The organism is Bradyrhizobium sp. CW1, from assembly GCF_023100665.1.
In the GTDB taxonomy this organism is placed as follows: domain Bacteria; phylum Pseudomonadota; class Alphaproteobacteria; order Rhizobiales; family Xanthobacteraceae; genus Bradyrhizobium; species Bradyrhizobium canariense_D.
The window spans coordinates 5,870,709-5,895,609 of sequence record NZ_CP064684.1 but is presented as its reverse complement, the minus strand read 5'-3'; the positions used below and the strand labels follow the sequence as shown (position 1 = coordinate 5,895,609).

General features: G+C 63.9%; 25 protein-coding genes and 2 pseudogenes. 13 read left to right on the top strand and 14 right to left on the bottom strand.

Going from position 1 to position 24,901, the window contains the following annotated elements; translation table 11 throughout:
* Window positions 1-4: 4 nt before the first annotated feature.
* Window positions 5-6,292: a HAMP domain-containing protein gene (locus tag IVB54_RS28700; protein ID WP_247363566.1), complete on the bottom strand. Its 6,288-nt coding sequence runs from the start codon at window positions 6,290-6,292 to the stop codon at window positions 5-7.
* 281 nt (window positions 6,293-6,573) lie between these two features.
* Here IVB54_RS28700 and IVB54_RS28695 point away from each other — a divergent pair, with 281 nt between their 5' ends.
* Window positions 6,574-6,870 carry a hypothetical protein gene (locus IVB54_RS28695; protein ID WP_026233105.1) on the top strand — a complete coding sequence of 99 codons (297 nt, stop codon included), beginning with the start codon at window positions 6,574-6,576 and terminating at the stop codon, window positions 6,868-6,870.
* 4 nt (window positions 6,871-6,874) lie between these two features.
* Here IVB54_RS28695 and IVB54_RS28690 read toward each other — a convergent pair whose 3' ends face one another.
* Window positions 6,875-7,387: a DUF4142 domain-containing protein gene (locus IVB54_RS28690; protein ID WP_018456203.1), complete on the bottom strand. Its 513-nt coding sequence runs from the start codon at window positions 7,385-7,387 to the stop codon at window positions 6,875-6,877.
* A 96-nt stretch (window positions 7,388-7,483) separates the two neighbouring features.
* Here IVB54_RS28690 and IVB54_RS28685 point away from each other — a divergent pair, with 96 nt between their 5' ends.
* Window positions 7,484-7,678, top strand: coding sequence for a hypothetical protein (locus IVB54_RS28685; RefSeq protein ID WP_026233106.1), 195 nt, complete (start codon window positions 7,484-7,486; stop codon window positions 7,676-7,678).
* Window positions 7,679-7,993: 315 nt separating this feature from the next.
* The gene (locus tag IVB54_RS28680) at window positions 7,994-8,200 is read left to right on the top strand and encodes a hypothetical protein (RefSeq protein ID WP_007594775.1); all 207 of its coding nucleotides are present in this window, start codon (window positions 7,994-7,996) and stop codon (window positions 8,198-8,200) included.
* Between the two features lie 137 nt (window positions 8,201-8,337).
* Here IVB54_RS28680 and IVB54_RS28675 read toward each other — a convergent pair whose 3' ends face one another.
* The gene (locus IVB54_RS28675) at window positions 8,338-8,586 is read right to left on the bottom strand and encodes a hypothetical protein (protein ID WP_018456205.1); all 249 of its coding nucleotides are present in this window, start codon (window positions 8,584-8,586) and stop codon (window positions 8,338-8,340) included.
* Window positions 8,587-8,762: 176 nt separating this feature from the next.
* Here IVB54_RS28675 and IVB54_RS28670 point away from each other — a divergent pair, with 176 nt between their 5' ends.
* Window positions 8,763-8,930, top strand: coding sequence for a hypothetical protein (locus IVB54_RS28670; protein ID WP_162847273.1), 168 nt, complete (start codon window positions 8,763-8,765; stop codon window positions 8,928-8,930).
* Here the strand turns inward: IVB54_RS28670 and IVB54_RS28665 are convergent.
* From IVB54_RS28665 to IVB54_RS28635, 7 genes and pseudogenes are all read right to left on the bottom strand, one after another.
* A complete protein-coding gene (locus IVB54_RS28665; protein WP_018456207.1) occupies window positions 8,927-9,415 on the bottom strand; it encodes a DUF3147 family protein in 489 nt (162 codons plus the stop codon). The genes IVB54_RS28670 and IVB54_RS28665 overlap by 4 nt on opposite strands.
* Window positions 9,415-9,762, bottom strand: a complete 348-nt coding sequence (locus IVB54_RS28660) for a DUF3147 family protein (RefSeq protein WP_018456208.1) — start codon at window positions 9,760-9,762, stop codon at window positions 9,415-9,417. Before IVB54_RS28660 ends, IVB54_RS28665 begins: the two co-directional genes overlap by 1 nt.
* On the bottom strand, window positions 9,759-10,343 hold the full coding sequence (locus IVB54_RS28655) for a phosphatase PAP2 family protein (protein WP_018456209.1): 585 nt from the start codon (window positions 10,341-10,343) through the stop codon (window positions 9,759-9,761). The genes IVB54_RS28660 and IVB54_RS28655 overlap by 4 nt, the downstream gene beginning before the upstream one ends.
* 134 nt (window positions 10,344-10,477) lie before the next feature.
* Window positions 10,478-10,576: pseudogene (locus IVB54_RS28650) on the bottom strand (NAD(P)-dependent oxidoreductase); the annotation flags it as partial.
* A gap of 188 nt (window positions 10,577-10,764) precedes the next feature.
* Window positions 10,765-11,316, bottom strand: a complete 552-nt coding sequence (locus tag IVB54_RS28645; RefSeq protein ID WP_026233107.1) for a DUF4142 domain-containing protein — start codon at window positions 11,314-11,316, stop codon at window positions 10,765-10,767.
* Between the two features lie 87 nt (window positions 11,317-11,403).
* Entirely contained in the window at window positions 11,404-11,631 is a 228-nt protein-coding gene (locus IVB54_RS28640) for a hypothetical protein (RefSeq protein WP_018456212.1), read from the bottom strand.
* A gap of 8 nt (window positions 11,632-11,639) precedes the next feature.
* Entirely contained in the window at window positions 11,640-13,427 is a 1,788-nt protein-coding gene (locus IVB54_RS28635) for a thiamine pyrophosphate-requiring protein (protein WP_018456213.1), read from the bottom strand.
* Between the two features lie 157 nt (window positions 13,428-13,584).
* On the opposite strand from IVB54_RS28635, the gene IVB54_RS28630 reads away from it, so the two are divergent.
* The 7 genes and pseudogenes from IVB54_RS28630 (at window position 13,585) to IVB54_RS28600 (ending at window position 19,792) form a co-directional block, all read left to right on the top strand.
* On the top strand, window positions 13,585-13,959 hold the full coding sequence (locus tag IVB54_RS28630; RefSeq protein ID WP_007594753.1) for a PRC-barrel domain-containing protein: 375 nt from the start codon (window positions 13,585-13,587) through the stop codon (window positions 13,957-13,959).
* 24 nt (window positions 13,960-13,983) lie between these two features.
* Window positions 13,984-14,142, top strand: a complete 159-nt coding sequence (locus IVB54_RS28625) for a hypothetical protein (protein WP_247363555.1) — start codon at window positions 13,984-13,986, stop codon at window positions 14,140-14,142.
* A 199-nt stretch (window positions 14,143-14,341) separates the two neighbouring features.
* A complete protein-coding gene (locus IVB54_RS28620) occupies window positions 14,342-15,496 on the top strand; it encodes an HlyD family secretion protein (RefSeq protein ID WP_026233108.1) in 1,155 nt (384 codons plus the stop codon).
* Complete coding sequence (locus tag IVB54_RS28615; RefSeq protein WP_018456216.1) at window positions 15,493-17,112, top strand: DHA2 family efflux MFS transporter permease subunit; 1,620 nt, start codon at window positions 15,493-15,495, stop codon at window positions 17,110-17,112. The genes IVB54_RS28620 and IVB54_RS28615 overlap by 4 nt, the downstream gene beginning before the upstream one ends.
* A 107-nt stretch (window positions 17,113-17,219) precedes the next feature.
* Window positions 17,220-18,221, top strand: coding sequence for a nitronate monooxygenase family protein (locus IVB54_RS28610; protein WP_018456217.1), 1,002 nt, complete (start codon window positions 17,220-17,222; stop codon window positions 18,219-18,221).
* A gap of 107 nt (window positions 18,222-18,328) precedes the next feature.
* Entirely contained in the window at window positions 18,329-18,748 is a 420-nt protein-coding gene (locus IVB54_RS28605; protein ID WP_026233109.1) for a hypothetical protein, read from the top strand.
* Window positions 18,749-18,975: 227 nt separating this feature from the next.
* A pseudogene (locus tag IVB54_RS28600) lies at window positions 18,976-19,792 on the top strand (aldo/keto reductase).
* 235 nt (window positions 19,793-20,027) lie between these two features.
* On the opposite strand, the gene IVB54_RS28595 reads toward IVB54_RS28600, so the two are convergent.
* Window positions 20,028-20,255, bottom strand: coding sequence for a hypothetical protein (locus tag IVB54_RS28595; protein ID WP_026233110.1), 228 nt, complete (start codon window positions 20,253-20,255; stop codon window positions 20,028-20,030).
* Window positions 20,256-20,351: 96 nt separating this feature from the next.
* A complete protein-coding gene (locus IVB54_RS28590) occupies window positions 20,352-20,804 on the bottom strand; it encodes a hypothetical protein (protein WP_247776542.1) in 453 nt (150 codons plus the stop codon).
* A 157-nt stretch (window positions 20,805-20,961) separates the two neighbouring features.
* Here IVB54_RS28590 and IVB54_RS28585 point away from each other — a divergent pair, with 157 nt between their 5' ends.
* Window positions 20,962-21,234: a helix-turn-helix domain-containing protein gene (locus IVB54_RS28585; protein ID WP_018456224.1), complete on the top strand. Its 273-nt coding sequence runs from the start codon at window positions 20,962-20,964 to the stop codon at window positions 21,232-21,234.
* Window positions 21,235-21,238: 4 nt separating this feature from the next.
* On the opposite strand, the gene IVB54_RS28580 is transcribed toward IVB54_RS28585, so the two are convergent.
* Window positions 21,239-22,471, bottom strand: a complete 1,233-nt coding sequence (locus IVB54_RS28580; protein ID WP_018456225.1) for a PLP-dependent aminotransferase family protein — start codon at window positions 22,469-22,471, stop codon at window positions 21,239-21,241.
* A gap of 91 nt (window positions 22,472-22,562) precedes the next feature.
* Complete coding sequence (locus IVB54_RS28575) at window positions 22,563-23,090, bottom strand: DUF3124 domain-containing protein (protein WP_026233112.1); 528 nt, start codon at window positions 23,088-23,090, stop codon at window positions 22,563-22,565.
* A gap of 67 nt (window positions 23,091-23,157) precedes the next feature.
* Between IVB54_RS28575 and IVB54_RS28570 the strand changes: the two genes are divergently transcribed.
* Window positions 23,158-24,885: a cation:proton antiporter gene (locus tag IVB54_RS28570; RefSeq protein ID WP_018456227.1), complete on the top strand. Its 1,728-nt coding sequence runs from the start codon at window positions 23,158-23,160 to the stop codon at window positions 24,883-24,885.
* Window positions 24,886-24,901: the final 16 nt, after the last annotated feature.

Genomic DNA, 24,901 nt, shown 5'->3' with positions numbered 1-24,901 from the left:
CAACTCAGCGGTGCAGCCACATGCGGATTGCAAGCAGCAATTGATCGGTGTTGACGGGTTTGGCGAGATAGTCGGACGCGCCGGCCTCGAGGCATTTCTCGCGGTCGCCCTTCATGGCCTTGGCCGTCAACGCGATGATCGGAAGACGGGCGAAGGTGGGGTTTTCACGAATGACGCCGATGGTCTGATAGCCATCCATCTGCGGCATCATGATGTCCATCAGCACGATGGCGATCTCCGGGTTGGATTCGACCAGGGCCACCGCCTCGTTGCCAGTCGTGGCCGTCAGCACCTTCATGCCGCGCCGCTCCAGCACGCTCGACAGCGCAAAGATGTTGCGGGCGTCGTCGTCGACGAGCAGGGCGGTCTTGCCGATCAGGTCTTCGTCGGAACTGTTCAGCTTCTCGAGCATGCGCTGCTTCTCGATCGGCAACTCCGTGATCACGCGGTGCAGGAACAGCGCGGTCTCGTCGAGCAGGCGCTCCGGCGATTCCACGCCCTTGACCACGATGCTCCGCGCCATGGTGTGGAGCTCCGCATCTTCCTCGGCCGACAGCTCGCGGCCGGTGAAGACGACCACCGGAACGTTCGAGAGCGCCTCGTCATTGCGGATCTGGTCCAGCACCTCGAAGCCGGTCATGTCGGGCAGGCGCAGGTCGAGCACGACGCAATCACAGGGGTTCTCACGCAGCATCGAGAGCGCGTCGGCACCGGTGCCGGTCGTCACGATCTCGATGTCGTCGTGATGCAGGAGCTCGCGGATCGAGAGCTGCTCGGCCTCGTTGTCCTCGACAATGAGCAGCCGCTTGCGCCGCGGTCGCGCATATTCCTTGATCTGGGTCAGCGCGGCCGAGACACCCTCGGTCGTCGTCGGCTTGTTGACGAAGGAGAAGGCGCCGCGCGCCAGCGCATGCTGGCGGTCCTCGTCGAGCGTGATGATCTGCACGGGGATGTGGCGGGTCAGCGGATTGTGCTTGAGCTGGCTCAACACGGTCCAGCCGAGCATATCCGGCAGGAATACGTCGAGCGAGACAGCCCTCGGCTGGTACTGCTTTGCAAGCTCCAGCGCCTCCGCGCCGCGGGCCGCGACCAGCACCTTGAATCCCTTGTCGCGGGCGAGGTCGACCAACACGCGCGCGTAGTGCGGGTCGTCCTCGACGATCAGGAGGATGCTATCGCCGGGTTCGAGGTTGAGCCGGTCGTCGGGAAGCTGCTCGATCACGCGCTGCGGTTCGGCTGTCGCGGGCTGCAGCGCCGGCGGCTGGCTCTGTTGGGGCGTTGCGCGGGGCGCGAGCGTCGGGCCGGAATATTTCAGCGGCAGGTAAAGCGTGAAGCACGAGCCCTTGCCCGGCAAGCTGCGCAGGTGGATCTCGCCGCCGAGCAGGCTTGCGAGTTCGCGGCTGATCGCAAGGCCGAGGCCGGTACCGCCATATTTGCGACTGGTGCCGGCATCCGCTTGCTGGAACGCCTCGAAGATCAGCTTCTGCTTCTCCAGCGGAATGCCGATGCCGGTATCGGACACTTCGAATGCGATCACGGCCGGCGCCGAGTTCAGCACGGGATGATCCGTGCCCCAGCCGCCGACCGCGGCGGCGACCTTCAGGCGCACTTCGCCCTCGGCGGTGAACTTGAAGGCGTTGGAGAGCAGGTTCTTCAAAACCTGCTGCAGGCGCTTGGAATCGGTGACGAGGCTGCGCGCAAGATTCGGATCGACGTCGATCTTGAACGACAAATTGCGGTTCTCCGCCTCGTGACGGAACGGCCGCCCGACCGTCTCGAGCAGATTCGCGGTCAGGATTTCCTCGGCGTCGACCGTCACCGTACCGGACTCGATCTTGGAAAGATCGAGAATGTCGCTGATGAGATTGAGCAGGTCGGTGCCGGCGCCATGGATGGTGCGGGCGAATTCGACCTGCTTGCCGGTAAGATTGCCGTCCGGATTGTCGGTGAGCTGCTGGCCGAGGATCAGGATCGAGTTCAGCGGCGTGCGCAGCTCGTGGCTCATATTGGCCAGGAATTCGGACTTGTACTTCGAGGTCAGTGCGAGCTCGGTCGCCTTTTCCTCCAGTGCGCGCCGGGCCTGCTCGATCTCCTGGTTCTTGCGCTCGACTTCGACGTTGCGCTCGGCGAGCTGCTGCGCCTTCTGTTCGAGCTGGTCGTTGGTCTGCTGCAATTCGCGCTGCTGGGTCTGGAGCTCGCCGGCGAGCTGCTGCGACTGCTTGAGCAGGCCCTCGGTCTGCATCGTCGCCTCGATCGAGTTGAGCACAATGCCGATCGAGTCCGTAAGCTGCTCCAGGAAGGTCATCTGCGAGGTGGTGAAGGAGGTGAGCGAGGCGAGCTCGATGACCGCCTTGACCTGGCCTTCGAACAGCACCGGCAGCACCACGAGGTTCTTCGGCGCGACGCGAAGCAGCGCCGAATTGATCGGCACCACGTCGGCCGGAATGTCCGCAATCACGCGCGGGCGCCGGTCGAGCGCGCATTGGCCGATCAGGCCGTCGCCGAATGGCAGCACGCGCGGATACGGATAGACGCCGTCGCCGGCATAGGAGGCAAGCAGCAGGAGCCGCGGATTCTCTTCATTCTCGACCTGGTAGATCACGCCGGTATGCGCATTCACCAGCGGCGACAATTCGGTCAGCAGCAGGCGACCGACGGTGGTGAGGTCGCGCTGGCCCTGAAGCATGTTGGTGAATTTCGCCAGATTGGTCTTCAGCCAATCCTGCTCGGTGTTCACGTCCGTCGTGAGACGGAGGTTCGTGATCATCGTGTTGATGTTGTCTTTCAGCTCTGCGACCTCGCCGCGGGCGTCGACCTGGATCGACCGCGTCAGGTCGCCCTTGGTCACGGCGGTCGCCACTTCCGCAATCGCGCGCACCTGCGAGGTGAGGTTGGCTGCCAGCAAATTGACGTTGCCGGTGAGGTCCTTCCAGGTGCCCGCGGCGCCAGGCACGTCGGCCTGACCACCGAGCCTGCCCTCGACGCCGACCTCGCGCGCCACCGACGTCACCTGGTCGGCGAAAGTCGCGAGCGTCTCGGTCATGTTGTTGATGGTGTCGGCGAGCGCCGCGACCTCGCCTTTCGATTTCACGGTGAGGTTCTGCTTGAGATCGCCGTTGGCGACCGCGGTCACCACCTTGACGATGCCGCGGACCTGCTCGGTCAGGTTCGCCGCCATGAAGTTGACCGTGTCGGTGAGATCCTTCCAGGTGCCGGCGACGCCGGGCACCTGGGCCTGGCCGCCGAGTTCGCCTTCGGTGCCGACCTCGCGGGCAACGCGCGTCACTTCGCCGGCGAAGGCATTGAGCTGGTCCACCATGGTGTTGATGGTGTTCTTGAGCTCGAGAATTTCGCCCTTCACGTCGACGGTGATCTTGCGCGACAGATCGCCGCGCGCGACGGCGGTGGTGACTTCGGCGATGTTGCGGACCTGGGTGGTGAGGTTCGCGGCCAGCAGGTTGACGTTGTCGGTGAGGTCCTTCCAGGTGCCGCCGACGCCGGGCACGACGGCCTGGCCGCCGAGCCGGCCCTCGGTGCCGACCTCGCGCGCGACGCGCGTCACTTCGGCGGCGAAGGAGCGGAGCTGCTCGACCATGGTGTTCAAGGTGTCCTTGAGCAGCAGAATTTCGCCGCGCACGTCCACCGTGATCTTCTTCGACAGGTCGCCGCCGGCGATCGCGGTCGCGACCTCGGCGATGTTGCGGACCTGCGCCGTGAGGTTCGAGGCCATGAAGTTGACGTTGTCGGTGAGATCCTTCCAGGTGCCGGCAACGCCGGGCACCTCGGCCTGGCCGCCGAGCTTGCCTTCGGTGCCGACTTCGCGCGCGACGCGCGTCACTTCACCGGCAAAGCCGTTGAGCTGGTCCACCATGGTGTTGATGGTATTCTTCAGCTCCAAAATCTCGCCACGGACGTCGACGGTGATCTTGCGCGAGAGGTCGCCGCGCGCCACGGCAGTGGTGACTTCGGCGATATTGCGGACCTGGGCGGTGAGGTTGCCCGCCATCGAGTTGACGCTGTCGGTGAGGTCTTTCCAGGTGCCGGCGACGCCGGGCACGTTGGCCTGGCCGCCGAGCCGACCTTCAGTGCCGACCTCGCGCGCCACGCGCGTCACCTCGCCCGCGAAGCGGTTGAGCTGGTCGACCATCGTGTTCAGCGTGTCCTTGAGCTGAAGGATCTCGCCGCGCACGTCCACGGTGATCTTGCGCGACAAGTCGCCGCCGGCGATCGCGGTCGCAACTTCGGCGATGTTGCGGACCTGGGCGGTGAGGTTGCCCGCCATCGAGTTGACGCTGTCGGTGAGGTCCTTCCAGGTGCCGGCGACGCCGGGGACTTCGGCCTGGCCGCCGAGCTTGCCTTCGGTGCCGACTTCGCGCGCGACGCGCGTGACTTCGCCGGCGAAGGCGTTGAGCTGGTCCACCATGGTGTTGAGCGTTTCCTTCAGCTGAAGGATTTCGCCTGACACGTTGACGGTAATCTTCTTCGACAAATCGCCCTTGGCCACCGCGGTCGCGACTTCGGCGATGTTGCGGACCTGGCCGGTCAGGTTCGAGGCCATCGAGTTGACGCTGTCGGTGAGATCCTTCCAGGTGCCGGCGACGCCGCGCACCTGGGCCTGGCCGCCGAGTTTGCCTTCGGTGCCGACCTCGCGGGCAACGCGCGTGACTTCGCCGGCAAAGGCGTTGAGCTGGTCCACCATGGTGTTGATGGTGTCTTTCAGCTCGAGGATCTCGCCGCGGACATCGACGGTGATCTTTTTCGACAAATCGCCGCCCGCGACCGCGGTCGTCACCTCGGCGATGTTACGGACCTGCGCGGTGAGGTTCGAGGCCATCGAGTTGACGCTCTCGGTCAAGTCCTTCCAGGTGCCGGCGACGCCGAGCACGTTGGCCTGGCCGCCGAGCCGGCCCTCGGTGCCGACCTCGCGCGCGACGCGCGTGACTTCGCCGGCGAAGGCGTTGAGCTGGTCGACCATCGTGTTGAGCGTTTCCTTCAACTGAAGGATTTCGCCCGAGACGTTCACCGTGATCTTCTTGGAGAGGTCGCCGCTCGCGATGGCGGTGGCAACGTCGGCGATGTTGCGGACCTGCGCGGTGAGGTTCGACGCCATGAAGTTGACGTTGTCGGTGAGGTCCTTCCAGGTACCGGCGACGCCCGGCACCTGGGCCTGGCCGCCGAGCTTGCCTTCGGTGCCGACCTCGCGCGCGACGCGCGTCACTTCCGAGGCGAACGAGTTGAGCTGGTCCACCATGGTGTTGATGGTGTCCTTCAGCTCCAGGATTTCGCCGCGCACGTCCACCGTGATCTTGCGCGACAGGTCGCCGCGGGCCACGGCGGTGGTGACGTTGGCGATGTTGCGCACCTGTGCGGTGAGATTGCCGCACATCGCGTTGACGCTGTCGGTGAGATCCTTCCAGGTGCCGGCGACGCCTGGCACGATGGCTTGGCCGCCAAGCTTGCCGTCGGTGCCGACCTCGCGCGCCACGCGCGTCACTTCCGACGCAAAGGAGCGGAGCTGGTCCACCATCGTGTTGATGGCTTCCTTGAGCTGAAGGATCTCGCCGCGGACGTCGACCGTGATCTTCTTCGAGAGGTCGCCGTTCGCAACTGCGATCGTCACCTCGGCGATGTTGCGAACCTGGTTGGTCAGGTTGTTCGCCATCGAGTTGACGCTCTCGGTCAGATCCTTCCAGACGCCGGTCACCTCAGGCACCTGGGCCTGGCCGCCGAGCTTGCCTTCGGTGCCGACCTCGCGCGCCACGCGCGTCACCTCGGAGGTGAACACGCCGAGCTGCTTGATCATGGTGTTGACGATGGTCGCCGACTGCAGGAATTCGCCGCGCAGGGGGCGTCCATCGACGTCGAGCTTGACGGTCTGGAGCAGGTCGCCCTGCGCCACGGCTGCGACCGCGCGCGTCACCTCGCGCGTCGGCCACAGCAAATCGTCGATCAGCGTATTGACCGAGCCTTCCATGTCGGCCCAGGAGCCGGAGGCCAGCCCAAACTTCACGCGCTGGCGGGTCTTGCCCTCGCGGCCCACCACCTGGCCGACCAGTTCGAGCTGCTGCGCCATGCGCTGATTGGCGGCGATGATGTCGTTGAAAGTGTCGGCGAGCTTGCCGTCGATGCCGAGATAGTCGCCGCTCATGCGCACGGAGAAATCGCCGTTGCGCATGGCCTGCAGGGCGAGCAGCAATTCTGCCCGGGAATCGGGCTCCGACATGCCGTTGGTTTTTGGCTTTGGAACGCGACGACCGGAACGTGATGCAGATCCGGGATCGAGGTCGCTCATAATTTGTCCCCCGCAGGCGTCAGCCGATTCCCAGGCAAGACGCGGATTATCAAAATAGAGCGTCAGCCAAATTCGAAATCAAGCGCCAACGTTACGGCGCCAGGACGTGGAACCTGCTTTGCTCAGCCCGATTAACATAATAGCGATACCTCGGAATGGTTCCATTGGGTTCCTGATTTCTGCCGAGGGAAGACACCTTGGGGGCCCGTTCGGGCCTCGGTCATCGCTTCCGGAACTGACCGCTGGTCCTGCTGTTAGCCTCGAATACAGGGAGAGCGCACATGAAAGCAGGATTTGCCGTGATCGGCACCGTGATGTTGTTGGCTGGATCGGCGTTCGCACAAGGCGGCGCGCCCAGCGGCCGTGGTGCGGTGACCGGCGACCCCGCCGCAAGCTCCGCCACCCCACGCGCGGACACACCAACTACGGGTGCGTCGACCCGGTCCAATCCCAGCGGTAGCGGCACCTCGACTTCGGGCGGCAAGGATGACAATGGGGATGCCGGCCGGGACCGGATGCCGGAGAGCGACCGCACCGTGCGGCCGGAGAGCCAGCAAAGTCGTCCGAACAATAAATAAACGGCTACTTGTCTGCCATGGTGCGCTCGGCTTCTTTGACCTGTGAGCGCAACAGTGGGAGCTGCTCGCGCGCGAATGTTGCAAGCGCGGCATTGTCGGGCGCCTTCAGATAGCGCTCGAGCAGGTCGATCACCGATTCATACTCGGGAATCTGCGCGGCATAGAAGCTTCTGACGAAAGTCGGTCCGTCCGAAGTTTCGGGCTCGACCAGGCTCGCGCTCGCCGAGGTCGTCTTGGCGACGCGCGGTTCGGTGCCGATCGTCTCCTGAATCTGTTTCAGGGCCTTGTCGCGCCGGGCTGCTTCTTCGGCGCGCAGGGCGGCGAGGTTCTTGACCTCGGCATTGCCCTTCAGGTCGGTGCTCTCCAGCAAGCCCTGCTGAAAGCGGCTGAAAGTGTAGAGGTCGCTGATGGTCTCGGTTGCGGTCGGCGTGCTGCCGGTCGGCCGTCGCTCTCCGGTGCTGTCGGCAAGCGGTGCAGTGCTGATGAACGCCAAAACCATCGCGAGAAGAATCCGCATGGACGTCCAATGGCGGACGGCGGTCGAAAGTTCCGCAGATGTTACGATCCGGTAAGGGCGGTTGCGACGCGTCGGTTCCGTCCCCAATTCATGTTGATGAAACAGTCCGAGATCTTCAGGGATAACGCCGACAACTGCCTCCAGCTCGCCGAGAGGGCCGAAGCACAGCCGGCACACAATCGTTTTCTGCGCATGGCGAATGCGTGGACGGCACTTGCCGACGAGCAGGATTGGCTCGACGGCGAGGTGCCGCCCGTTCCAACGCGCAGGCCTCAAAAGCAGGATGCGTAATTCTGTCGTGTTCGTGGATCTGCGTGTGAGACTGCGCACGGACAACAAGCAGGATCATTCGTAACAGTCGATCGCGTTGATTTCCTATTTCAGGAGGTTTTTGCAATGGCTCCACGTCTGGCTCTTCTTTCGCTCATCCTCGCCTTTGGCGTGTCGGTCGCGTTCGCCACCGTGACGACAGTGCGGCAGGTGCATCACGAAAATGCATCGACCCCGGTGCACTCAGCGCACAGTTAGCAGTCTGATCTCGCGGGTCGGAACCTTCGACGCTCCGGCGCGTAAGCGCTTCGAGACAGCAAAGAGGCGAGAGCTATCATGGCCCATTCCGACCAAGGCATCATCAGAGATCAGCGCGGTGAACAGCAGCCGCGGGACAAGCAGCGTGCGCAGACCGTGCACAAGTCGGAGCCAAAGGGCTCGCCCTCTCGTGAGGCCACGCGCGATCCCAAGCTGAACGACAACAGCAAGACGCCCGGTTCCGGCATGGCGCCCGATGATTCCGGCGACGCGCCGAGCGGCTAATTCCTTCAGGAACGAATTCGCACGCGAAGAGTCGAGGGATTGCTTCCGGTTGTCATGCCCCCGGTGATCCGGAAGTAATCTCCAAGGACGGCCCTGGCACCCCGTGCCGGGGCCGTTTGCTTGAGCATCAGGCTGGACTAATCCTCGGAGCCGCGCTCGGGATGCGGTTGCGTATGGCCGTCCGGGCCGCGCCCGAAAACTCCGAACCTGCTCGATTTGACATTCGCCCCTGCATCGACTGCGGCGGTGGCCAGTCCGAGCTTCAGGAGCTCGCGCACGGCCGCGGCTCGCGTCGGCATGCGATGTTTGAACCGGAAGTCGTCCACCGCGGCCAGTTCTTCCGGTGACAGCATGACCTGGAGCCGCTCGGCGCGAAGGTCGTTCATGATCAATCACCCAAAATGAGCAAGTTGAGTAGTTTACTCAACGAACTCATTCGGCCGCGGTTCCACAAGATGCGGCTATGACGCCAAGTTAGCCAGAAAATATAATGAAATCAATAATTTATGTGATGCAAGGATCCTTTGACAGGTGTATACTCCCGGCAAATGGGAGAGACGTCATGACGAACGAAGTCAGATTGCCCCGCACACATGTCGAAGAGAGCGAAGCACCCAGGCCGGTGCGCCCCAGCCACCAGAAGGTCATCGAGCAGGTCGAGCGCTGGGCCAACAGCCCGGGCCTTCAACCGCCGAGATTGCAGCCGTCAATGCATGCCAAGGCGGGCTAACGCTTCGTAAGGGGAGAACCCTTTGCTGATGGCGAATGGGCTGACCGGTGCGGTTTGCGGGAGACGATGCGCAGCTTGCGCCTGAGCCCCCAGGCCAATACCGAAACCACGGCCCAAGCTATCAACGCGGCGGCGAAAGCGCCCGGAACGCTTGCGGCCACGGTAACATGAAAGACGGCGGCGAATGCCAGGAGACCGATGCTTCCCCAGGCGGCACCAGCCGCGTCGAGCCCGGCGGCCTCTTGTCCGCGGCGCGTGCCGCTGAGGCCGGCCTTCTCCTTGGTGCGGCGTTCATGGCTTTCGACCAGCGTTGCGCTCGCGCAGAAGATGGCGGGAAGCGCAAGGAAAAGTCCGCCGACGGAAACACCGAAGCGCGCTCCCAGAACCCCCGTGAGCACGGTCGCCAGGCCACCGAGCAGGAAACGAATGCCGTATTCGTACCAGCGCGTCTGCTTCAGCGCGGAGAGCGACAGCTTGACCGGCATCAGGCCGCACCTCCAAAGCCGGCGAGCAGGCCGAAGGCGACCGCAAGCCACACGATACCAGCAAGGACGGTCGCCGGCAGCGCGGACACACAGTATCTGATCAGCAGATGGCAGACGACGACGCTGTAGCAGCCGAGCGCGACCGCGCCATAGATCATCGTCCAGCTTTCTGCCGCGGCGTATTGCGGGCCGTGCTGGACGACGGCGATGCCGAGCGTCGCCAGTGCAACTGACGGTGCTGCGCCGAGCAACCCCGCAAAGCTTTTGGGTTTGAGCATATCGCCCAAGATCGCAAAAGCGGAGACGATGATGCCACCGGCGATGAAGCGCACGACATATTCGGTCATGGCCGTTTCCGCCAAGTGAGCTGCTTGCGCAACGATTGCGTCAGTGTCCATGGCCGCAAGAGTCTCTCTACGGCCGCGCCCAGCGCAAAGCCTGCGACGACGTCGCTTGCCCAATGCGCGAGTACCGCAATCCGTGTCAGCGAAAGTGCGACCGCAATCGCACGCACCAACCGACGCGGCGTTTTTGGCAGCAGGCCCGCCGCCGAGGCAAGTGCGCCCATATGGACCGCGTGACCGGACGGGAAGGCGTCGCGCGCCTGTCCTGAGATGGGTACTCCATGTCGGTGTCCGCGTATGGTCAGCCGGTCTGGCCTGGTCTGATCGAATATGGATTTCAGGACATGCGGGAGGACGGCAGTCGCCAGCGACACGGCCAGAACGTGATTTGCAACGGGGCGCTGTTGGGGCTGCCAAATATGAGTGTAGAGCCACCCTGCCGCGGCCAGCGCGAGCAGCACGTGCTCGTCGGCAGCCCAGGTCAATGTCTGCGCCGTGTGCTCGATGCCTGAATTGGTGTGATCAGCGATCGTATCCGCGATCGCGGTGTCGATCCGGCTAGGTTTAACCTCTACTAATGCCATCGGTCTGCAAGCGTGATGTCCTTCATGACAGTTTTGTAAAGCCCGGAGACAAAGAAGGTTCCTGGGCTCTGCCTCGTGGCATAAGTCTGCCGCGCCGACTACGGCTGTCCCGATCCACCAGCGGACCCATACACCTAGCCGGTCGCATTGCTCGCGTCGGCCGCGGCACGCTGCACATAAATCGAGGCCAGTTCGGCGGGCTGGCCGGAACGGCCGAGCGGCGTCATGCCTCCGCTGTCGAAGAGGCCAGCGAAGCAGCAGCGAGCGTTGCGCTCGCCGCTTGGACGACGTGCCGGCGGGATACTGAAGTCTTGTCGTGATGTGTCATGACGATCTCCGCGATCTTCGATCTCACTGCGCGGAGACAGGCATCGTTGCAAAACGAGAGGACGCCGGTAGGGCCGGCGTCCTCGTAAGATGTTTACTTGGTCTGACCGACGCTCGGCGCCTTGCCGAGCTCCTTGGCCATGTCGAGATGGTGCTTGAGCGCCGGCAGCGTCTTGCCGGCCCAATCCTTCAGGTCGGAATTGTCGCCGCCCTTGGCGTAACGCTCGAACAGCGAGACCGCGTCCTCATGGGCGCTGACCTGGTACGAATTGTAATCCGAACTGAAGTCCTTGCCATTCGCGCTCTTGAGCTTGTCGAGTTTGCTCTGATGCGAGCTGTCGAGTGCTGTCGGCAGCGTCGCCTGCACCTTGCCGCCGCTGACAAGGCCCTTAAGTTCGCTGCTGGTCTTGGTGTGGTCGGTCACCATCTGTTGCGCAAAGGTCTTCTCCTGCGCGTTGCCTTTCTGCTCGGCAAGCTTGCTCGACTCGAGCTCGAACATATCGCTGATGGCGACTTCCTTGACGAAGTCGGCGGTGGCGGGCGCGACGCCGAGCGCCGAGTTGACGCCGGTTTTCTCGCCGAGCGACTGGGCGAGTGCGGGGCCTGCGAGCAGCACGCAAGCAGCTGCGATAATCATTCGTTTCATGGTCCGATCCCTCCGAATGGGCGCGCAGCCTCTCGCCGCGCGACGTTGCGCCCACCAACACACTGCAGCGGCCGGAGTTCCTAACGGCTAATCCGTCGGTCTCCGCCCGCTCCGCGGGTTGATTGGATCGGTAGGCTTGCGCCGAAGCCGTTCGGGCAGAAATGGCTCGCTCGGCGTGGCAGTGGCCTCGGCACGCACGTCTGCATGGCGTTGTGCCCGTTCATGCGGCGTCCGGTTGTCGTTGATCTGCCGCTTCACGTCGAGGCCATCCACGGGATCGTTGACGCCGTGCTGGATATCGCGGAAATCGCTCATGCTTCACCTCATTCGTTTCCAGGTAGGATCTTTTCCAGCACCTGCCGCGCCGCCCCCTTGATCACTCCGCTCTCGTTGGGATCGCCCTTCAGCAGCGCAAGCGAGAAGTTCTTGGCCTGCTGCAAGGTGATGTGCGGCGGCAGCGGCGGCACTTCGGGATCGGTCTTCACCTCCAGCACCACCGGCATCTCGCTCGCCAGCGCCTGCTCCCAGGCCGAGCCCAGCAGCCGCGGGCTGTCGACATAGATGCCGGAGAGGCCGATCAGTTCGGCAAAGCGCGAATAGGACACGTTTGGTATGCGCTGCGATGCCTCGAATTTCGGATCGCCGTTGATGACGCGCTGCTCCCAGGTCACCTGGTTGAGGTCTTCATTGTTGAAGACGCAGACGATGAAGCGCGGATCCTTCCAGTCGCGCCAATACTTGGCGGCGGTGATCAGCTCGGCCATGTTGTTCATCTGCATCGCGCCGTCGCCGACGAGTGCGATCACCGGGCGGTCGGAATGGGCGTATTTCGCGGCGAGCGCATAGGGCACCGCGGCACCCATCGAGGCGAGCCCGCCTGAGAGCGAGGCCGTCATGCCGCGGCGCATCTTCAGGTCGCGCGCGAACCAGTTGGCGCAGGAGCCGGAATCGCTGGTGACGATGGCGCGGTCGGGCAGGCGCGGAGACAGCTCCCAGGCGACGAGCTGCGGATTGACCGGTGCTGCGGGCTGATGTGCCCGATCATCGAGCGTCTTCCACCATTTCGCGACGTCGTCCTGGATACCCTGGCGCCAGGCGCCATCGCTCTTGGGTTTCAGTCGCGGCAGCAGGGCGCGCAGCGTCTCGGCGGCATCGCCGACGAGGCCGACCTCCATGGGAAAGCGGATCGACATCATGCTGGCGTCGATGTCGATCTGCACGCCGCGCGCCGCGCCTTCCTTCGGCAGGAATTCGGCATAGGGAAAGGCGGAGCCGACCATCAGCAGTGTGTCGCATTCCATCATCATGTTGTAGCTGGGTTCGGTGCCGAGCAGGCCGATCGAGCCGGTGACCCACGGCAGATCGTCGGGGAGCGCCGCCTTGCCGAGCAGCGCCTTGGCGCAGCCGGCGGACAAGCGGTCGGCGACCGCGATCACCTCCTCGGTGGCGTGGAGCGCGCCGGCGCCGATGAGCATCGCGACCTTCTTGCCGGCATTGAGCACCTCGGCGGCACGGTCGAGGTCAGCGTCACGAGGCTTGATGCTTGGAGCGCTATAGCCAATGCCGGAGTGCAGAGTGCCGTGAGCGCGCGGCGGGTCCTCGTAGGGCTCCTCCTGGATATCGTTGGGCAGGATGATCACCGTTGGCGTCCGCCGGGCCAGCGCGATCCGGATCGATCGATCGATCAGATGCCGGATCTGCGCCGGCGAGGAGGCCTGCATGACGTAGGCGCCAGCCACATCCTTGAACATCGAGACGAGATCGAGTTCCTGCTGATATTGCCCGCCCAGCGCATTGCGTGCCTGCTGGCCGACGATCGCGAGCACGGGCTGGTGATCCAGCAGGGCATCGTAGAGCCCGGTGATCAGATGCGAGGCGCCGGGGCCCGAAGTTGCGATACAGACCCCGAGTTGGCCAGAGAACTTCGCATAGGCGCTCGCCATGAAAGCGGCCATCTCCTCATGCCGGGTCTGAACAAAGCCGATCTTGCCCTCAGCACGCTGAAGGGCTCCGAACACGCCGTTGATGCCATCGCCAGGATAGCCAAAGAGGTGGCGCACGCCCCATTGATGCAGACGTTGAACGATGAAGTCGGAGACGGTCTGGGACATCAAGGGCGGCCCTTCGTTTTCCGGTATTTGGTTTCCGGGATTTGAAGTTGAGAGAACCACCCGTTTCCGGCGATGTTCCTCAAGTCTGACGGAACATGCCGGAACGATCGCGCACCTCTTCGGGTTGTCTCCACAACTGGCTGAGTGGAGAATTGAGATGTTGAATCAGGGTGAACTGGACCAAAACGAGATGGGTCGGTTGATCGGCAGCGACAAGGTCGAGGGAACATCGGTCTACGGTGCCGATCGCAACAAAATCGGCTCGATCGAACGCGTGATGATCGACAAGATCAGCGGCAAGGTGTCCTACGCCGTGCTCGGCTTCGGCGGATTTCTGGGCCTCGGCAACGACCACTATCCGCTGCCGTGGCAGTCGCTGAAATACGACACGGAGCTCGGCGGTTACGTCACCGGCATCACCACCAAGGAACTGGAAGGCGCGCCCAAATACGGCGAACGGAGTGATTGGAACTGGGGTGATGACGCCGCGGTTCGCGGGATCAACTCCTATTACGGTGTCCCCTTCGCGTAAGCGTTTCCAACGAAAGGAAGCTCGATGAGCAAGGAATGGCCTAACGACGATCCCCGGCAGCAGAGCGACTGGGGTTCGCACAAGCAGACGGACAAGCCCTGGAAGGGCACTCCGGAAAAGGAGCAGGAATCGGACGAGGTGAAACCCGATCTCGAGAAATGGCACGCGACGAAGACGCACTGAGACCGGGTGCGCTTCCCATGAGATATCGAGGCGAGCGCGGCATGCACTGTGCCGCGCTCGCTTTTTGGGCAGGCGTTCACGAACGCGATGGTGCTCGCAACAAGCGGAACCATGATCAGGAGTTGCAGTTGGGCTCGCGGCGCGTGTGCCGGCCTTGGCGGCTCTGCCGCCAGTTTGATCCCCGAGAAAGGTGTTCACCGTGGATGCTCAAACACGGGAGCGTGGACCGTCCGCGGAGCAGCCGCAGAGGGCGAAGGAAGCTCCGAAGATATCTCCTGATCAGGCCCGTGACGCCACGGACTCGAAGCCGGCCAAGGCGCCGTCGCTGCGAGAGCGGATTCGCGAGCATTGGTTGCTGGCAAGCGTTGGCACCATCGTCTTGCTCGCGGCCCTTATCGGCGGAGTGCTCTATTGGCTCCAGGTGCGCCACTATGAATCCACCGACGATGCCTTCGTCGCCGCGCGCAGCTTTTCCGTGGCCTCCAAGGTTGGCGGCTACGTGACCGACATACCCGTGACGGACAACCAGCATGTCAAAGCCGGGGACCTTCTCGCCAAGATCGACGAGCGCGACTATCGCATCGCCATCGATCAGGCCAATGCGCAGGTCGCGGTCGCCAGGGCGAACATCGCCAATGTCGAGGCGCAGATCGTCTCCCAGCAGGAGCAGATCAAGCAGGCGGAGGCGCAGCTCGAACAGGCCCAGGCCCAGCTTCAGTTCTCGCAGGAAGAATTCGCGCGCGCCCAGGATCTGGTCGAGAAGGGCGCCGGCACCGTGCAGCGCCAGCAGCAGACCCGCTCCGATCTTCAGGCGCAGCAGGCCAACACGGAACGCGCGAAGACCGCTGTGACGGCCGCGCAGGTCGGCATCAAGACGCTGCAGGCGCAGCTCGAGGGCGCCCGGGCGCAGCTCCAGCAGTCGCAGGCGCAGCTCGATCAGGCCAAGCTGAACCTGCAATATACCAGCGTGGTTGCGGCGCAGTCCGGCCGCGTCGTCAAGCTCAGCGGCGCCAAGGGCACTTTCGTGACAGCCGGACAGAGCCTGATGATGTTCGTGCCTGACGAGGTCTGGATCGTCGCCAACTACAAGGAGACGCAGCTCAACGACATGCGGCCGGGTCAGCCGGTCGAGATCCGCATCGATGCCTATCCCGCGCGCAAGCTCACCGGCCATGTCGACTCCGTGCAGCCGGGCTCCGGCACCGCGTTCAGCCTGTTGCCGGCGGAGAACGCCACCGGAAATTACGTCAAGGTGGTGCAGCGCGTGCCGGTGAAGATCGTGGTCGACAGCTGGCCGGCCGATCTGCCCGTTGGTCCCGGCATGTCGGTCGTGCCCTGGACCAGGGTGCGATGACCGACACGGCGCAGGGCAGTGCATCCGCGGGCGGCTGGTCGCCGGAGCGCTCGGCGGCGGGCGGTCATAATCCCTATCTCATCGCGTTCGTCGTCTCGATCGCGACCTTCATGGAGGTGCTCGACACCACCATTGCCAACGTTGCCTTGCGCCACATCGCCGGTGGGCTTGCCGTCGGCATCGACGAGAGCACCTACGTCATCACCAGCTATCTCGTCGCCAACGCCATCGTGCTGTCGATCTCGGGCTGGCTGTCGACCGTGATCGGCCGCAAGCGCTTCTACATGATGTGCGTTGCGATCTTCACGGTCTCCTCGCTTTTGTGCGGCTTCGCCTGGAATCTGCAGGCGCTGGTGCTGTTCCGAATCCTTCAGGGCCTTGGTGGCGGCGGCATGGCGACCAGCGAGCAGGCGATCCTCGCCGACTCCTTCCCGCCGCACAAGCGCGGCCAGGCGTTCGCGATCTATGGCGTCGCGGTCGTGGTCGCGCCCGTGGTCGGTCCGACGCTCGGCGGCTGGATCACCGACACCTACACCTGGCACTGGGTGTTTCTGATCAACGTCCCCATGGGATTGCTGTCGCTGTTCCTGGTCGGCACGCTGGTCAAGGAGCCCTCGGGCGCGGAGGAGGAGAGGGAGAAGCTGCTGAGCAAGGGCCTGCGCGTCGACTATGTCGGCTTCCTGCTGGTCGCGATCGGGCTCGGCTCGCTCGAATACGTGCTGGACGAGGGCCAGCGCAACGACTGGTTCGGCTCGAACATGATCGTGTTCTTCGCGGTACTTTCGGCCATGTCACTGCTTGCGCTGATCCCGTGGGAGCTGACGCGGGAGGATCCCATCGTCGATCTCCGCCTGCTGGGCCGTCGCCAGTTCGCCGCCTGCTTCCTGGTCATGCTTGCGACCGGCGCGGTGCTGATCTCGACGACACAGCTTTTGCCGCAACTGCTCCAGAGCGATTTGAACTACACCGCCATGCTGGCCGGTCTCGCTTTGTCGCCCGGCGGCGTCGCGACCCTGGTGCTGATGCCAGTGGTCGGCCGCCTCGTCAGCAGCGTGCAGCCGAAATATCTCATCATGTTCGGTGCCGCCATCGTCGCCTTCTCGATGTGGCATCTCACGGGCCTTACCGGCGATATCACCTACGGCTATGCCGCGATGTCGCGGATCTTCCTCGCGCTCGGTCTTCCTTTCCTGTTCCTGCCGGTCACGACCGCGTCCTATGACGGTGTGCCGCCCGACAAGACCAACCAGGCGTCGGCGCTGATCAACGTCGCCCGCAATATCGGCGGCTCCATGGGCGTCGCGCTGGCGCAGACAATTCTGGCGCAGCGCCAGCAATTCCACCAGAGCCGCCTGATCGAGCACGCCGCGCCATCGGACCTCGGCTATCAGCAGACCATCGAGATGATGACCCGCTTCTTCCAGGCTCAGGGCTCGAACGCGAGTGATGCAGCCTCGCAGGCGGTCGCCTGGGTTGGGCGCACCTTGCAGCAGCAGGTCGATTTGCTCGCTTATATCGACGTGTTCTGGACGCTCGCGATCATCGCGGTGCTGATGATCCCGACCGCCGCGGCGCTGCGCCCGATCAAGCTGGGCGCTCCCGCGCGGGGGCATTGAGCCTACGGCCGTTCTGAGAGAAATGGCGAGAGAGAAAGGATGACCGCGGCGCAAAAGTCCGGCTAGACTGGCGCGAACGTCAAGCAAAAGCCCGGGAGGTAATTTAAGTGAAGACCGCGATCACCGAACTGTTCGGCATCGAGCACCCCATCATCCAGGGCGGCATGCATTTCGTCGGCTTTGCCGAGCTGGCGGCTGCCGTCTCCAATGCCGGCGGACTCGGCATCATCACCGGTCTCACGCAGAAGACGCCGGAGCTGCTGGCAAAAGAGATCGCACGCTGCCGCGATATGACCGACAAGCCGTTCGGCGTGAACCTCACTTTCCTGCCGACCTTCGCCGCGCCGCCTTATCCGGAATACATCGCCGCCATCGTCGAAGGCGGCATCAAGTCCGTGGAGACCGCCGGCCGCAGCCCGGAAGCCTACATGCCGGCGCTGAAGGCCGCCGGGATCACGGTCATCCACAAATGCACCTCGGTGCGCCACTCCTTGAAAGCCGAGCGCATCGGATGCGACGCGGTCAGCGTCGACGGCTTTGAGTGCGGCGGCCATCCCGGCGAGGACGACATTCCCAACATGATTCTGCTGCCGCGCGCGGCGGAGGAATTGAAGATTCCGTTCGTCGCATCCGGCGGCATGGCGGACGGCCGCAGCCTCGTCGCGGCGCTGTCGCTGGGGGCGGCCGGCATGAACATGGGCACGCGCTTCATCGCGACCAAGGAAGCCCCGGTGCATCAGAACGTCAAGAACGCGCTGGTCGCGGCGACCGAACGCGACACCCGCCTCATCATGCGGAGCCTGCGCAACACCGAGCGCGTGCTGAAGAACGCCAATGTCGACCGCCTGCTCGAGATTGAACGCGAGAAGGGCGACAAGCTGAAGATCGACGACATCCACGACCAGGTCGCGGGCGTCTATCCCAGGATCATGCTGGACGGGCAGATGGACGCCGGCGCCTGGAGCTGCGGAATGGTCGCAGGCCTCATCCACGACATCCCCACCTGCAAGGAACTCGTCGACAGGATCATGGCTGAGGCGGAAACCATCATCCGTACCCGTCTAATGGGGTTTCTTGAAGAGACGGGTGCACCGCGAAAGGTCGCCTGACACCGCCAAACTTCTTAACCACGGCGGCAGCTGACCGCTGGAATTGCGCGCGACGCCTCCTAAATAGAGGTAAATTACCTCTTAACAATCAATTTCAGGAGGCGTCCGTGATTCTGAAGAGCGCTCCTTTTGCAATGGCCGTTGCCCTCGTGCTCGCATGGGGCGGCGTCGCGCGCGCTGACGACTACAAGCCCGACGACTATCTCGGCCTCGATCTTTCGAAGGCGGTATTGTCGCCCAAGCGGCTCGGGCCCGAAACCCGGTTCGCGCCTGTCGCGCTGGAGGCGCGCGGTGGCAACGAGGCGCAGGCGCGCGCCGAGCCGGTCGACGTGCCGAAGAAGGTCGCCGCCGAACGCGTGCGCGTGTCGGAGCCGAAGGTCGCGCACGTCAAGCCCGCGCAGCCACGCGGCGCGGCACGCACCAAGCTCGCGCATCGCCACGGCAATCCGCTCGACGCGCAGGCGATGGACACCCGGATCCAGACCTGGCCGTGCCGCAGCGGCGGCATCTGCAACTGGAAGCACTAGGTCAGCTCCGAGCCGTCATCCGGCACGTTGCAAAACCGTAGGCCCGCGGTCAAGAAACCGTAAGCCGGGGGACGGTGAGGAAGCACCTAACCCGATCTTGATTGGCCGCCGTGCGTCTGCCGCACTATGCTGTCCGCTCCCGCCACCTCTTTTCCATCCCCGAAGAGTCTGCTCACGCAGCATCGCTGCTGGCCTCCGGCGGGCCGAACGATGTCAGGAACTTGTTCATGGATAATCTCAAGACACAGGGCATCAGCATGCCCAAGCTCGGCCTCGGGACCTTCCGCATGCAGGGCGATACCTGCCGCGCGGCGGTCGAGAGCGCACTGTCGATCGGCTATCGCCATATCGATACCGCCGAGATGTACGGCAACGAAGAACCGATCGGCGCGGCGCTCGCCGCGGCCCGGCTGCCGCGGGGCGAGCTGCACGTCACGACGAAAGTCTGGCACGAGAACCTCAGCCCCGACGCCATCCGCCGCTCTTTCGACGCCAGCCTGACCAAGCTCAGGCTTGACCATGTCGACCTCTATCTCGTGCACTGGCCGTCCAAGGCGGCGAACTGGGGTGCTGTGTTCGAGACCTTGATGACGCTGAAGCAGGAGGGGCGGACGCGGGCGATCGGGGTCGCCAACTTCACCACGGCGCTGCTGAAGATCGCGGTCGAGGACATCAAGGCGCCGATCGCATGCAATCAGATCGAATACCACGCCCTGCTCGATCAATCGAAGGTGCTGGCCTATCTCAACGCCAAGTCGATCCCGCTGGTCGCCTATTGCCCGCTGGCGCAGGGACGCATCGCGTCAGATGAGGTGCTGGCCGAGATCGGCGCCAAGCATAATGCATGCGGCGCAGGTCGCGCTGAAATGGCTGCTGGACCAGGACGGTGTGGCCGCGATCCCGAAAGCCTCGCGCCGAGAGAGCCAGCAGGCCAATCTCGACGCGCTGAAGATCACGCTCGACGATGCCGACCGCAACAAGATCGCCGCGCTGCCGAAGGACAGGCGCTGCGTCAATCCCGGCTTCGCACCGGCATGGGACTGAGAGTCGACGCTGGGCCGCACCGCCGGACCCTCTCCCCTTGTGGGAGAGGGTGGCTCGCCGCGCAGCGGCGAGACGGGTGCGGGGTCTCTCTCCGCGCGCACATTTGTCAGTTTGAATTCGCCGAGGGATACCCCTCATCCGGCGCTTCGCGCCACCTTCTCCCACAAGGGGAGAAGGAAGAAGGCACGCAAAGAAAATGGCCCCGTGAAGGGCCATTTCCATATTGCGTTGCGCATTAGTCCCAATGATGACGGTGACCACGCTTGATCACGACGACGCGGTCGCGATGGCGCCAGCCGCGATGCCAGCCGTGATCGCGATGCATGCCGTATTCGGCGCGGGCGCCATACATGCCGTGATGATGACCACCGCGCTTGATCACTACCGTCTCCGCGCTGGCGAGCGTCGGCATTGCAACCGCGAGCGCGCCGACAGCGGCAAGCACATAACCAATCTTCTTCATGATGTCCTCCTCCAATGGAATGCAAATCTAAACGGCGCATTCGCGGGAACGTTCCGGAGGAATCGCAGGAGATTTCTGAACGCCTGTTCAGGTGGGTTAATCGCAGCGCTGTTGTGAAGGTGTTGGCGCGCCGGTCGCGACGTATTTGCCGTCCCTGATCGTGTACTCGCCGCGCTCACTGCGATTGTAGATTGCGCGCAAGCTGCCTTGCTTCGAGAGTAGCAGACCGAACTCGCGCGTCTGCTGCAGCAAGGGGAAGTACACCATCACATTGAGCAGGCCGTCGGCGTTGACCATCGCCGATACCACTTCGTTTTCGTCCTTGGCCTCGCCGAAATTGCGCCGGTACATCACCCTTCCGTCCTTCCGGATCTCGTAAGTCAAGAGCGCGCCCTTCTCGCGGTCGGGCCGGCCGGCGCAATCGACCGCCCATGAGCCGAGCAGGCCCCATTGCTCGACGGTCGCCGCAAGCGAATCGGCACCGGCCGCGGGCGTGAACGCAACCCACAGCACTGCTGCCGCGATAGAGCGGCACAAACAACGTCTCATGTCCTGAAAGGCCCCACCTGCAAAGAATTCCGAAGTGTAGCATCCCGCGCGCCATCGTCCACGCTGACCGCCATTCGCGCGCGAATTTGATCCGCGTCAATGAGGCAGCCCGTTTCCCCGGTAGGATGGCGCTCCCGAAGGGAAATTGGATAAACCGATGCTGAATCAAGTCAGGGATTTCGCAGGCGAGGTGCTGCCGGGGAGCTGCGCCGTGCCGCCTTATTCCGAGAGCGCGTTTCTGGCCGAGCTGGGCGACCGCTTGAAGTCCTCGCGCATGCGCTGCGTCCTGTCGCGGCGGGAGCTCGCCCGCCGCTCCGGGATATCCGAGCGCTACATCGCCCAGATCGAGGCCGGAAAGGGCAACGTCTCGATTGTGCTGCTGCTGCGGCTGGCCTCCGCGATCCACGGCAGCCAGCCCCAGATCGTCTGAAGGCTCAAGCTCGATTCTCCACATTGGCACTGCGGGCCGGCACGCCGAACTCCTTGCGGCAGACCTCGGCCAGCACGGCCACGCCCTCGCGGATCTGCTGATGCGAGGGGCTCGCAAAGCACAGCCGCAGTCGCGATCTGGAGTGGTTTTTGTCAGTCGACCATTCCGGCCCCGGATTGATCGATACGCCGGCGGCAAGCGCGGCCTGATACAGCTTCAGCGTATCCACCTGATCGGGCAGCTTCACCCACAGGAAGATCCCGCCCTTGGGCTCCTCGAACTCGGCGGCCGTCCCGAACTGCTCGTTGACGGCCTCCATCAGCGTATCAAGCTTGGTCCGTAGCGCCTTCGTCAGTGCCGGCACGTGGGTCGAAAAATGCGGCTTGCAATAGGCAGCGAGCACCATCTGCTCCAGCGCGCCTGAGCCGGCGTCCGTCTTCAGCGCCAGCATCCGCGACATCACATCCCAGGGCGCGACGATGAAGCCCACGCGCAGCGCCGGCGCGATCGACTTGGAGAACGAGCCGATATGGATCACGCCGCCGTTCGGGCTCATCGCATGGATCGCCGGCGGCCGCTGTCCCGACCAGACCAGATCGGCATAGCAATCGTCCTCGAAAACAGGCACGCCGTAGTCTGCCGACAGCCGCAACAGCTCGGTGCGGCGGCCCTCCGGCATGATGCTGCCGGTCGGGTTCTGCACGGTCGGAATGGTGTAGATGTATTTCGGACGGATGCCGCGGCCCTTGAGGTCGGCCAGCGTCGTGGCCAGCACGTCCATGCGCATGCCGTCGTTGTCGAGGGGAATGCCAATCACGTTGACTCCGAGCCGTGCCAGGCGGGTCAGCGAGCCCTGATAGCTATCCTGCTCGAAGATCACGGTGTCGCCGCGCGTCAGCAGCGTGGCGTTGACGAGGTCGAGCGCCTGCAGCGAGCCGGACACGATCAGGAGATCGTCGACCGTGCAGTTGATGCCGGCATCGCGCTTGAGTTTTGCCACCAGGAATTCGCGCAAGGGCAGATAGCCCTGGGGACCATGTGCCAGCCCGTAAGTGGCGAGCGAGCGGCCTTCGCGTTGCAGAGCCAGATTGGCCGCCTCGATCAGATCATCGAGCGGCACCTGCTCGGAGTCGTTGTTGCCGCCGACAAAACTGTATTTGGCGAGGCCCGTCCAGCGCGCAGAGGGGGCCGGCAGCCCTGCGGGAAACAGGGGCGCAAAATCGAAGCTGGACGTCATGGGAGCGTTCCTCGTTGTTTTCTTTTTGAGCCGGCCGGCGTTGCGTCGGCCATGCCTATTTCTTTTGCCCGCATCCGGCGGACAGACGGCCTTAGTTCTTGCCGGCCGTCCGGGTCGGACGGCCCTGGCTGATGAAAGCGTAATGCGCATTGGCGACGCCGCCAACCATCAAGGCCTCGACAGCAGGCTCGGCGATCTCGCTTGCTGCGGCCCAATCGACCAGGAAATTGGCTCCGGTCCCGCCGCGTACGTCGTCGGTCGGAATGAAGATTGAGACGGTGGCGAGGGGCTTCAACGCGACGGGCGCCTTCAGATAGCTCTCGACCTGCTTGCCTGCGGTGTCGAAATAGGCGATGCGTTTGACAACCAGTGCTTGCGTCTCGGAGGCGTTGTGCACGCTCAGGGTCACCGAGAAGTCGACGCGCAGCTTGCCCTGGCTCATCGCGACACTGGAATAGGCGGGCACGTAGAACCCGCCGGCGACGGCGAGTTCTTCTTTCGGCAGTGCGGTGAGGGAATCTGCAAAGTTTTGTTCGATATTCACCTTGGATTGAGCGGCTGCGGGCACGGAGCAGGCGAGGGGGCATAGCAGCAGTGCAATGGCGAGCCCCATCCGCATGTGACGAATTGCTCGCTTGCCGCAACGCACTCGATCACTAGGGTGCGGCAAAACGGACCAATCTGGCATGCACGAGCTCATTCGCGACATCACTCTCTGTATCCTGTTTGCCTGGATGCTGGGCCTGCTTGCCCACTTCTCCAGGCAACCGCTGATCCTGGCCTATCTTATCGCCGGCTTCTGCATTGGTCCATTTGGCGCCGGCTGGGTCAAGTCGCAGGAATCGATCAGCGTCATCTCCGAGCTTGGCCTGATCTTCATGCTGTTCATGATCGGCCTGGAGATCGACCTGAAGAAGATCGTGCGGGCGGGAAAGGTCATCCTGTTCGCGGCGGGCGGCCAGCTCCTCGGCGGCTGCCTGCTCGGGGTGCTGTTCTTCGTCGGCATCGGCCTGTCGCTCGGGGGCGGACAGTTCGATGCGGTTTACCTCTGTGTCGCCTGCGCGCTGTCGAGCACCGTCATCATCGTCAAGGTGCTCTACGAGAAGCGCGAGCTCGACACGCTGCCCGGCCGCATCACCCTCGGCGTGCTGGTGCTCCAGGACATCTTCGCCATCCTGTTTCTGGCGGTGCAGCCGAGCCTTGCCAATCTGGAAATCAGCGTGATCCTGCTCTCGATCGGGCGGGTCGCAGTGCTGGTCGCCGCGGCACTGCTGGTGAGCCGCTACGTGCTGCCGCGCCTGTTTCACCAGATCGCCCGCCGCCCCGAGTTGATCCTGCTCGGCGCGCTCGCCTGGTGCTTCCTGGTCGCCGAGACCGCCGAGCGGCTGTCGCTGTCGCGCGAGATGGGCGCCCTGATCGCCGGCGTCTCGCTCTCGACCTTTCCCTATGCGCTCGATGTCACGGCCAAGGTCACCACGCTTCGCGATTTCTTCATCACGCTGTTCTTCGTCGCGCTCGGCATGACCATTCCCGTGCCCGGCCTCTCCGTGATCGGACTTGCCCTGATGATCGCGGCGTTCACGGTGGTGAGCCGCCTCGTGACCACCTTCGTCCCGCTCTATCTGATGAGGCAGGGCCTGCGAGCCAGCCTGTTGCCGGCCCTGAATCTCGCGCAGATCTCCGAGTTCTCGCTGGTGGTGATCCAGACCGGCGTCGCCGACCACCACATCGCAGCCCAGACGGCGAACGCGGCCTCCTTCGCCTTCGTGGTGCTGGCGGTGCTCTCGACATTCGTGATGACCCGCAGCGACGAGATCACCCGCTGGGCGATCGGTCCCCTGAAGCGGATCGGCCTGCGCGATCTCGACCACGGCAATGGCCACGGCGAGGAAGGACACGAGGGCCATGGCGAGGCGCGCCGCATCGTCATCCTCGGCTTTTTCCGTGCGGCGAGCGCGCTGCTGGCCGAGATCGAGCGGCAGGCACCGGTGCTGCTCGAGCAGATCACCGTGATCGACTTCAATCCCAATGTGTACCAGACGCTGCTGTCGCGCGGCCTGCACGTGATCTACGGCGATATCAGCAGCGCCGACACGCTGCTCCATGCCGGCGTCGGCAAATCCGAGATGATCATCCTCAGCGTCCCGGATGCGCTTCTGAAGGGTGCCAGCAACGAGAAGCTGGTCCGCCACGTCCGCACCCTCAACCCGACCGCCATGATCATTGCCACGGCCGATCTGTTGTCGGATGTAGACGAACTCTACGCGGCTGGCGCCAGCTATGTCACCGTGACCCGGCTCAGCGACGCCCATGAGCTGTTCACGGTGATCGAGGCCGCCCAGGCCGGCCTGTTGGCCGACAAGCGGGCCGAGCTCGATCAGCGGCTCGGCGAGCGGCGCGAAGTGCTGCCCTGACCGCTCCCGGCCGGCT

What these genes read in the sequence shown, in the direction of transcription:
- IVB54_RS28680 (WP_007594775.1), top strand. Translation starts at nt 7,994, where the DNA reads ATGGCCCATTCCGACCAAGGCATCATCAGAGATCAGCGCGGTGAACAG.
- IVB54_RS28670 (WP_162847273.1), top strand. Translation starts at nt 8,763, where the DNA reads ATGACGAACGAAGTCAGATTGCCCCGCACACATGTCGAAGAGAGCGAA.
- IVB54_RS28685 (WP_026233106.1), top strand. Translation starts at nt 7,484, where the DNA reads ATGAAACAGTCCGAGATCTTCAGGGATAACGCCGACAACTGCCTCCAG.
- IVB54_RS28665 (WP_018456207.1), bottom strand. Translation starts at nt 9,415, where the DNA reads ATGCCGGTCAAGCTGTCGCTCTCCGCGCTGAAGCAGACGCGCTGGTAC.
- IVB54_RS28635 (WP_018456213.1), bottom strand. Translation starts at nt 13,427, where the DNA reads ATGTCCCAGACCGTCTCCGACTTCATCGTTCAACGTCTGCATCAATGG.
- IVB54_RS28690 (WP_018456203.1), bottom strand. Translation starts at nt 7,387, where the DNA reads ATGCGGATTCTTCTCGCGATGGTTTTGGCGTTCATCAGCACTGCACCG.
- IVB54_RS28640 (WP_018456212.1), bottom strand. Translation starts at nt 11,631, where the DNA reads ATGAGCGATTTCCGCGATATCCAGCACGGCGTCAACGATCCCGTGGAT.
- IVB54_RS28645 (WP_026233107.1), bottom strand. Translation starts at nt 11,316, where the DNA reads ATGAAACGAATGATTATCGCAGCTGCTTGCGTGCTGCTCGCAGGCCCC.
- IVB54_RS28655 (WP_018456209.1), bottom strand. Translation starts at nt 10,343, where the DNA reads ATGGCATTAGTAGAGGTTAAACCTAGCCGGATCGACACCGCGATCGCG.
- IVB54_RS28570 (WP_018456227.1), top strand. Translation starts at nt 23,158, where the DNA reads ATGCACGAGCTCATTCGCGACATCACTCTCTGTATCCTGTTTGCCTGG.
- IVB54_RS28580 (WP_018456225.1), bottom strand. Translation starts at nt 22,471, where the DNA reads ATGACGTCCAGCTTCGATTTTGCGCCCCTGTTTCCCGCAGGGCTGCCG.
- IVB54_RS28590 (WP_247776542.1), bottom strand. Translation starts at nt 20,804, where the DNA reads ATGAGACGTTGTTTGTGCCGCTCTATCGCGGCAGCAGTGCTGTGGGTT.
- IVB54_RS28675 (WP_018456205.1), bottom strand. Translation starts at nt 8,586, where the DNA reads ATGAACGACCTTCGCGCCGAGCGGCTCCAGGTCATGCTGTCACCGGAA.
- IVB54_RS28700 (WP_247363566.1), bottom strand. Translation starts at nt 6,292, where the DNA reads ATGAGCGACCTCGATCCCGGATCTGCATCACGTTCCGGTCGTCGCGTT.
- IVB54_RS28615 (WP_018456216.1), top strand. Translation starts at nt 15,493, where the DNA reads ATGACCGACACGGCGCAGGGCAGTGCATCCGCGGGCGGCTGGTCGCCG.
- IVB54_RS28585 (WP_018456224.1), top strand. Translation starts at nt 20,962, where the DNA reads ATGCTGAATCAAGTCAGGGATTTCGCAGGCGAGGTGCTGCCGGGGAGC.
- IVB54_RS28625 (WP_247363555.1), top strand. Translation starts at nt 13,984, where the DNA reads ATGAGCAAGGAATGGCCTAACGACGATCCCCGGCAGCAGAGCGACTGG.
- IVB54_RS28660 (WP_018456208.1), bottom strand. Translation starts at nt 9,762, where the DNA reads ATGACCGAATATGTCGTGCGCTTCATCGCCGGTGGCATCATCGTCTCC.
- IVB54_RS28575 (WP_026233112.1), bottom strand. Translation starts at nt 23,090, where the DNA reads ATGCGGATGGGGCTCGCCATTGCACTGCTGCTATGCCCCCTCGCCTGC.
- IVB54_RS28595 (WP_026233110.1), bottom strand. Translation starts at nt 20,255, where the DNA reads ATGAAGAAGATTGGTTATGTGCTTGCCGCTGTCGGCGCGCTCGCGGTT.
- IVB54_RS28630 (WP_007594753.1), top strand. Translation starts at nt 13,585, where the DNA reads ATGTTGAATCAGGGTGAACTGGACCAAAACGAGATGGGTCGGTTGATC.
- IVB54_RS28695 (WP_026233105.1), top strand. Translation starts at nt 6,574, where the DNA reads ATGAAAGCAGGATTTGCCGTGATCGGCACCGTGATGTTGTTGGCTGGA.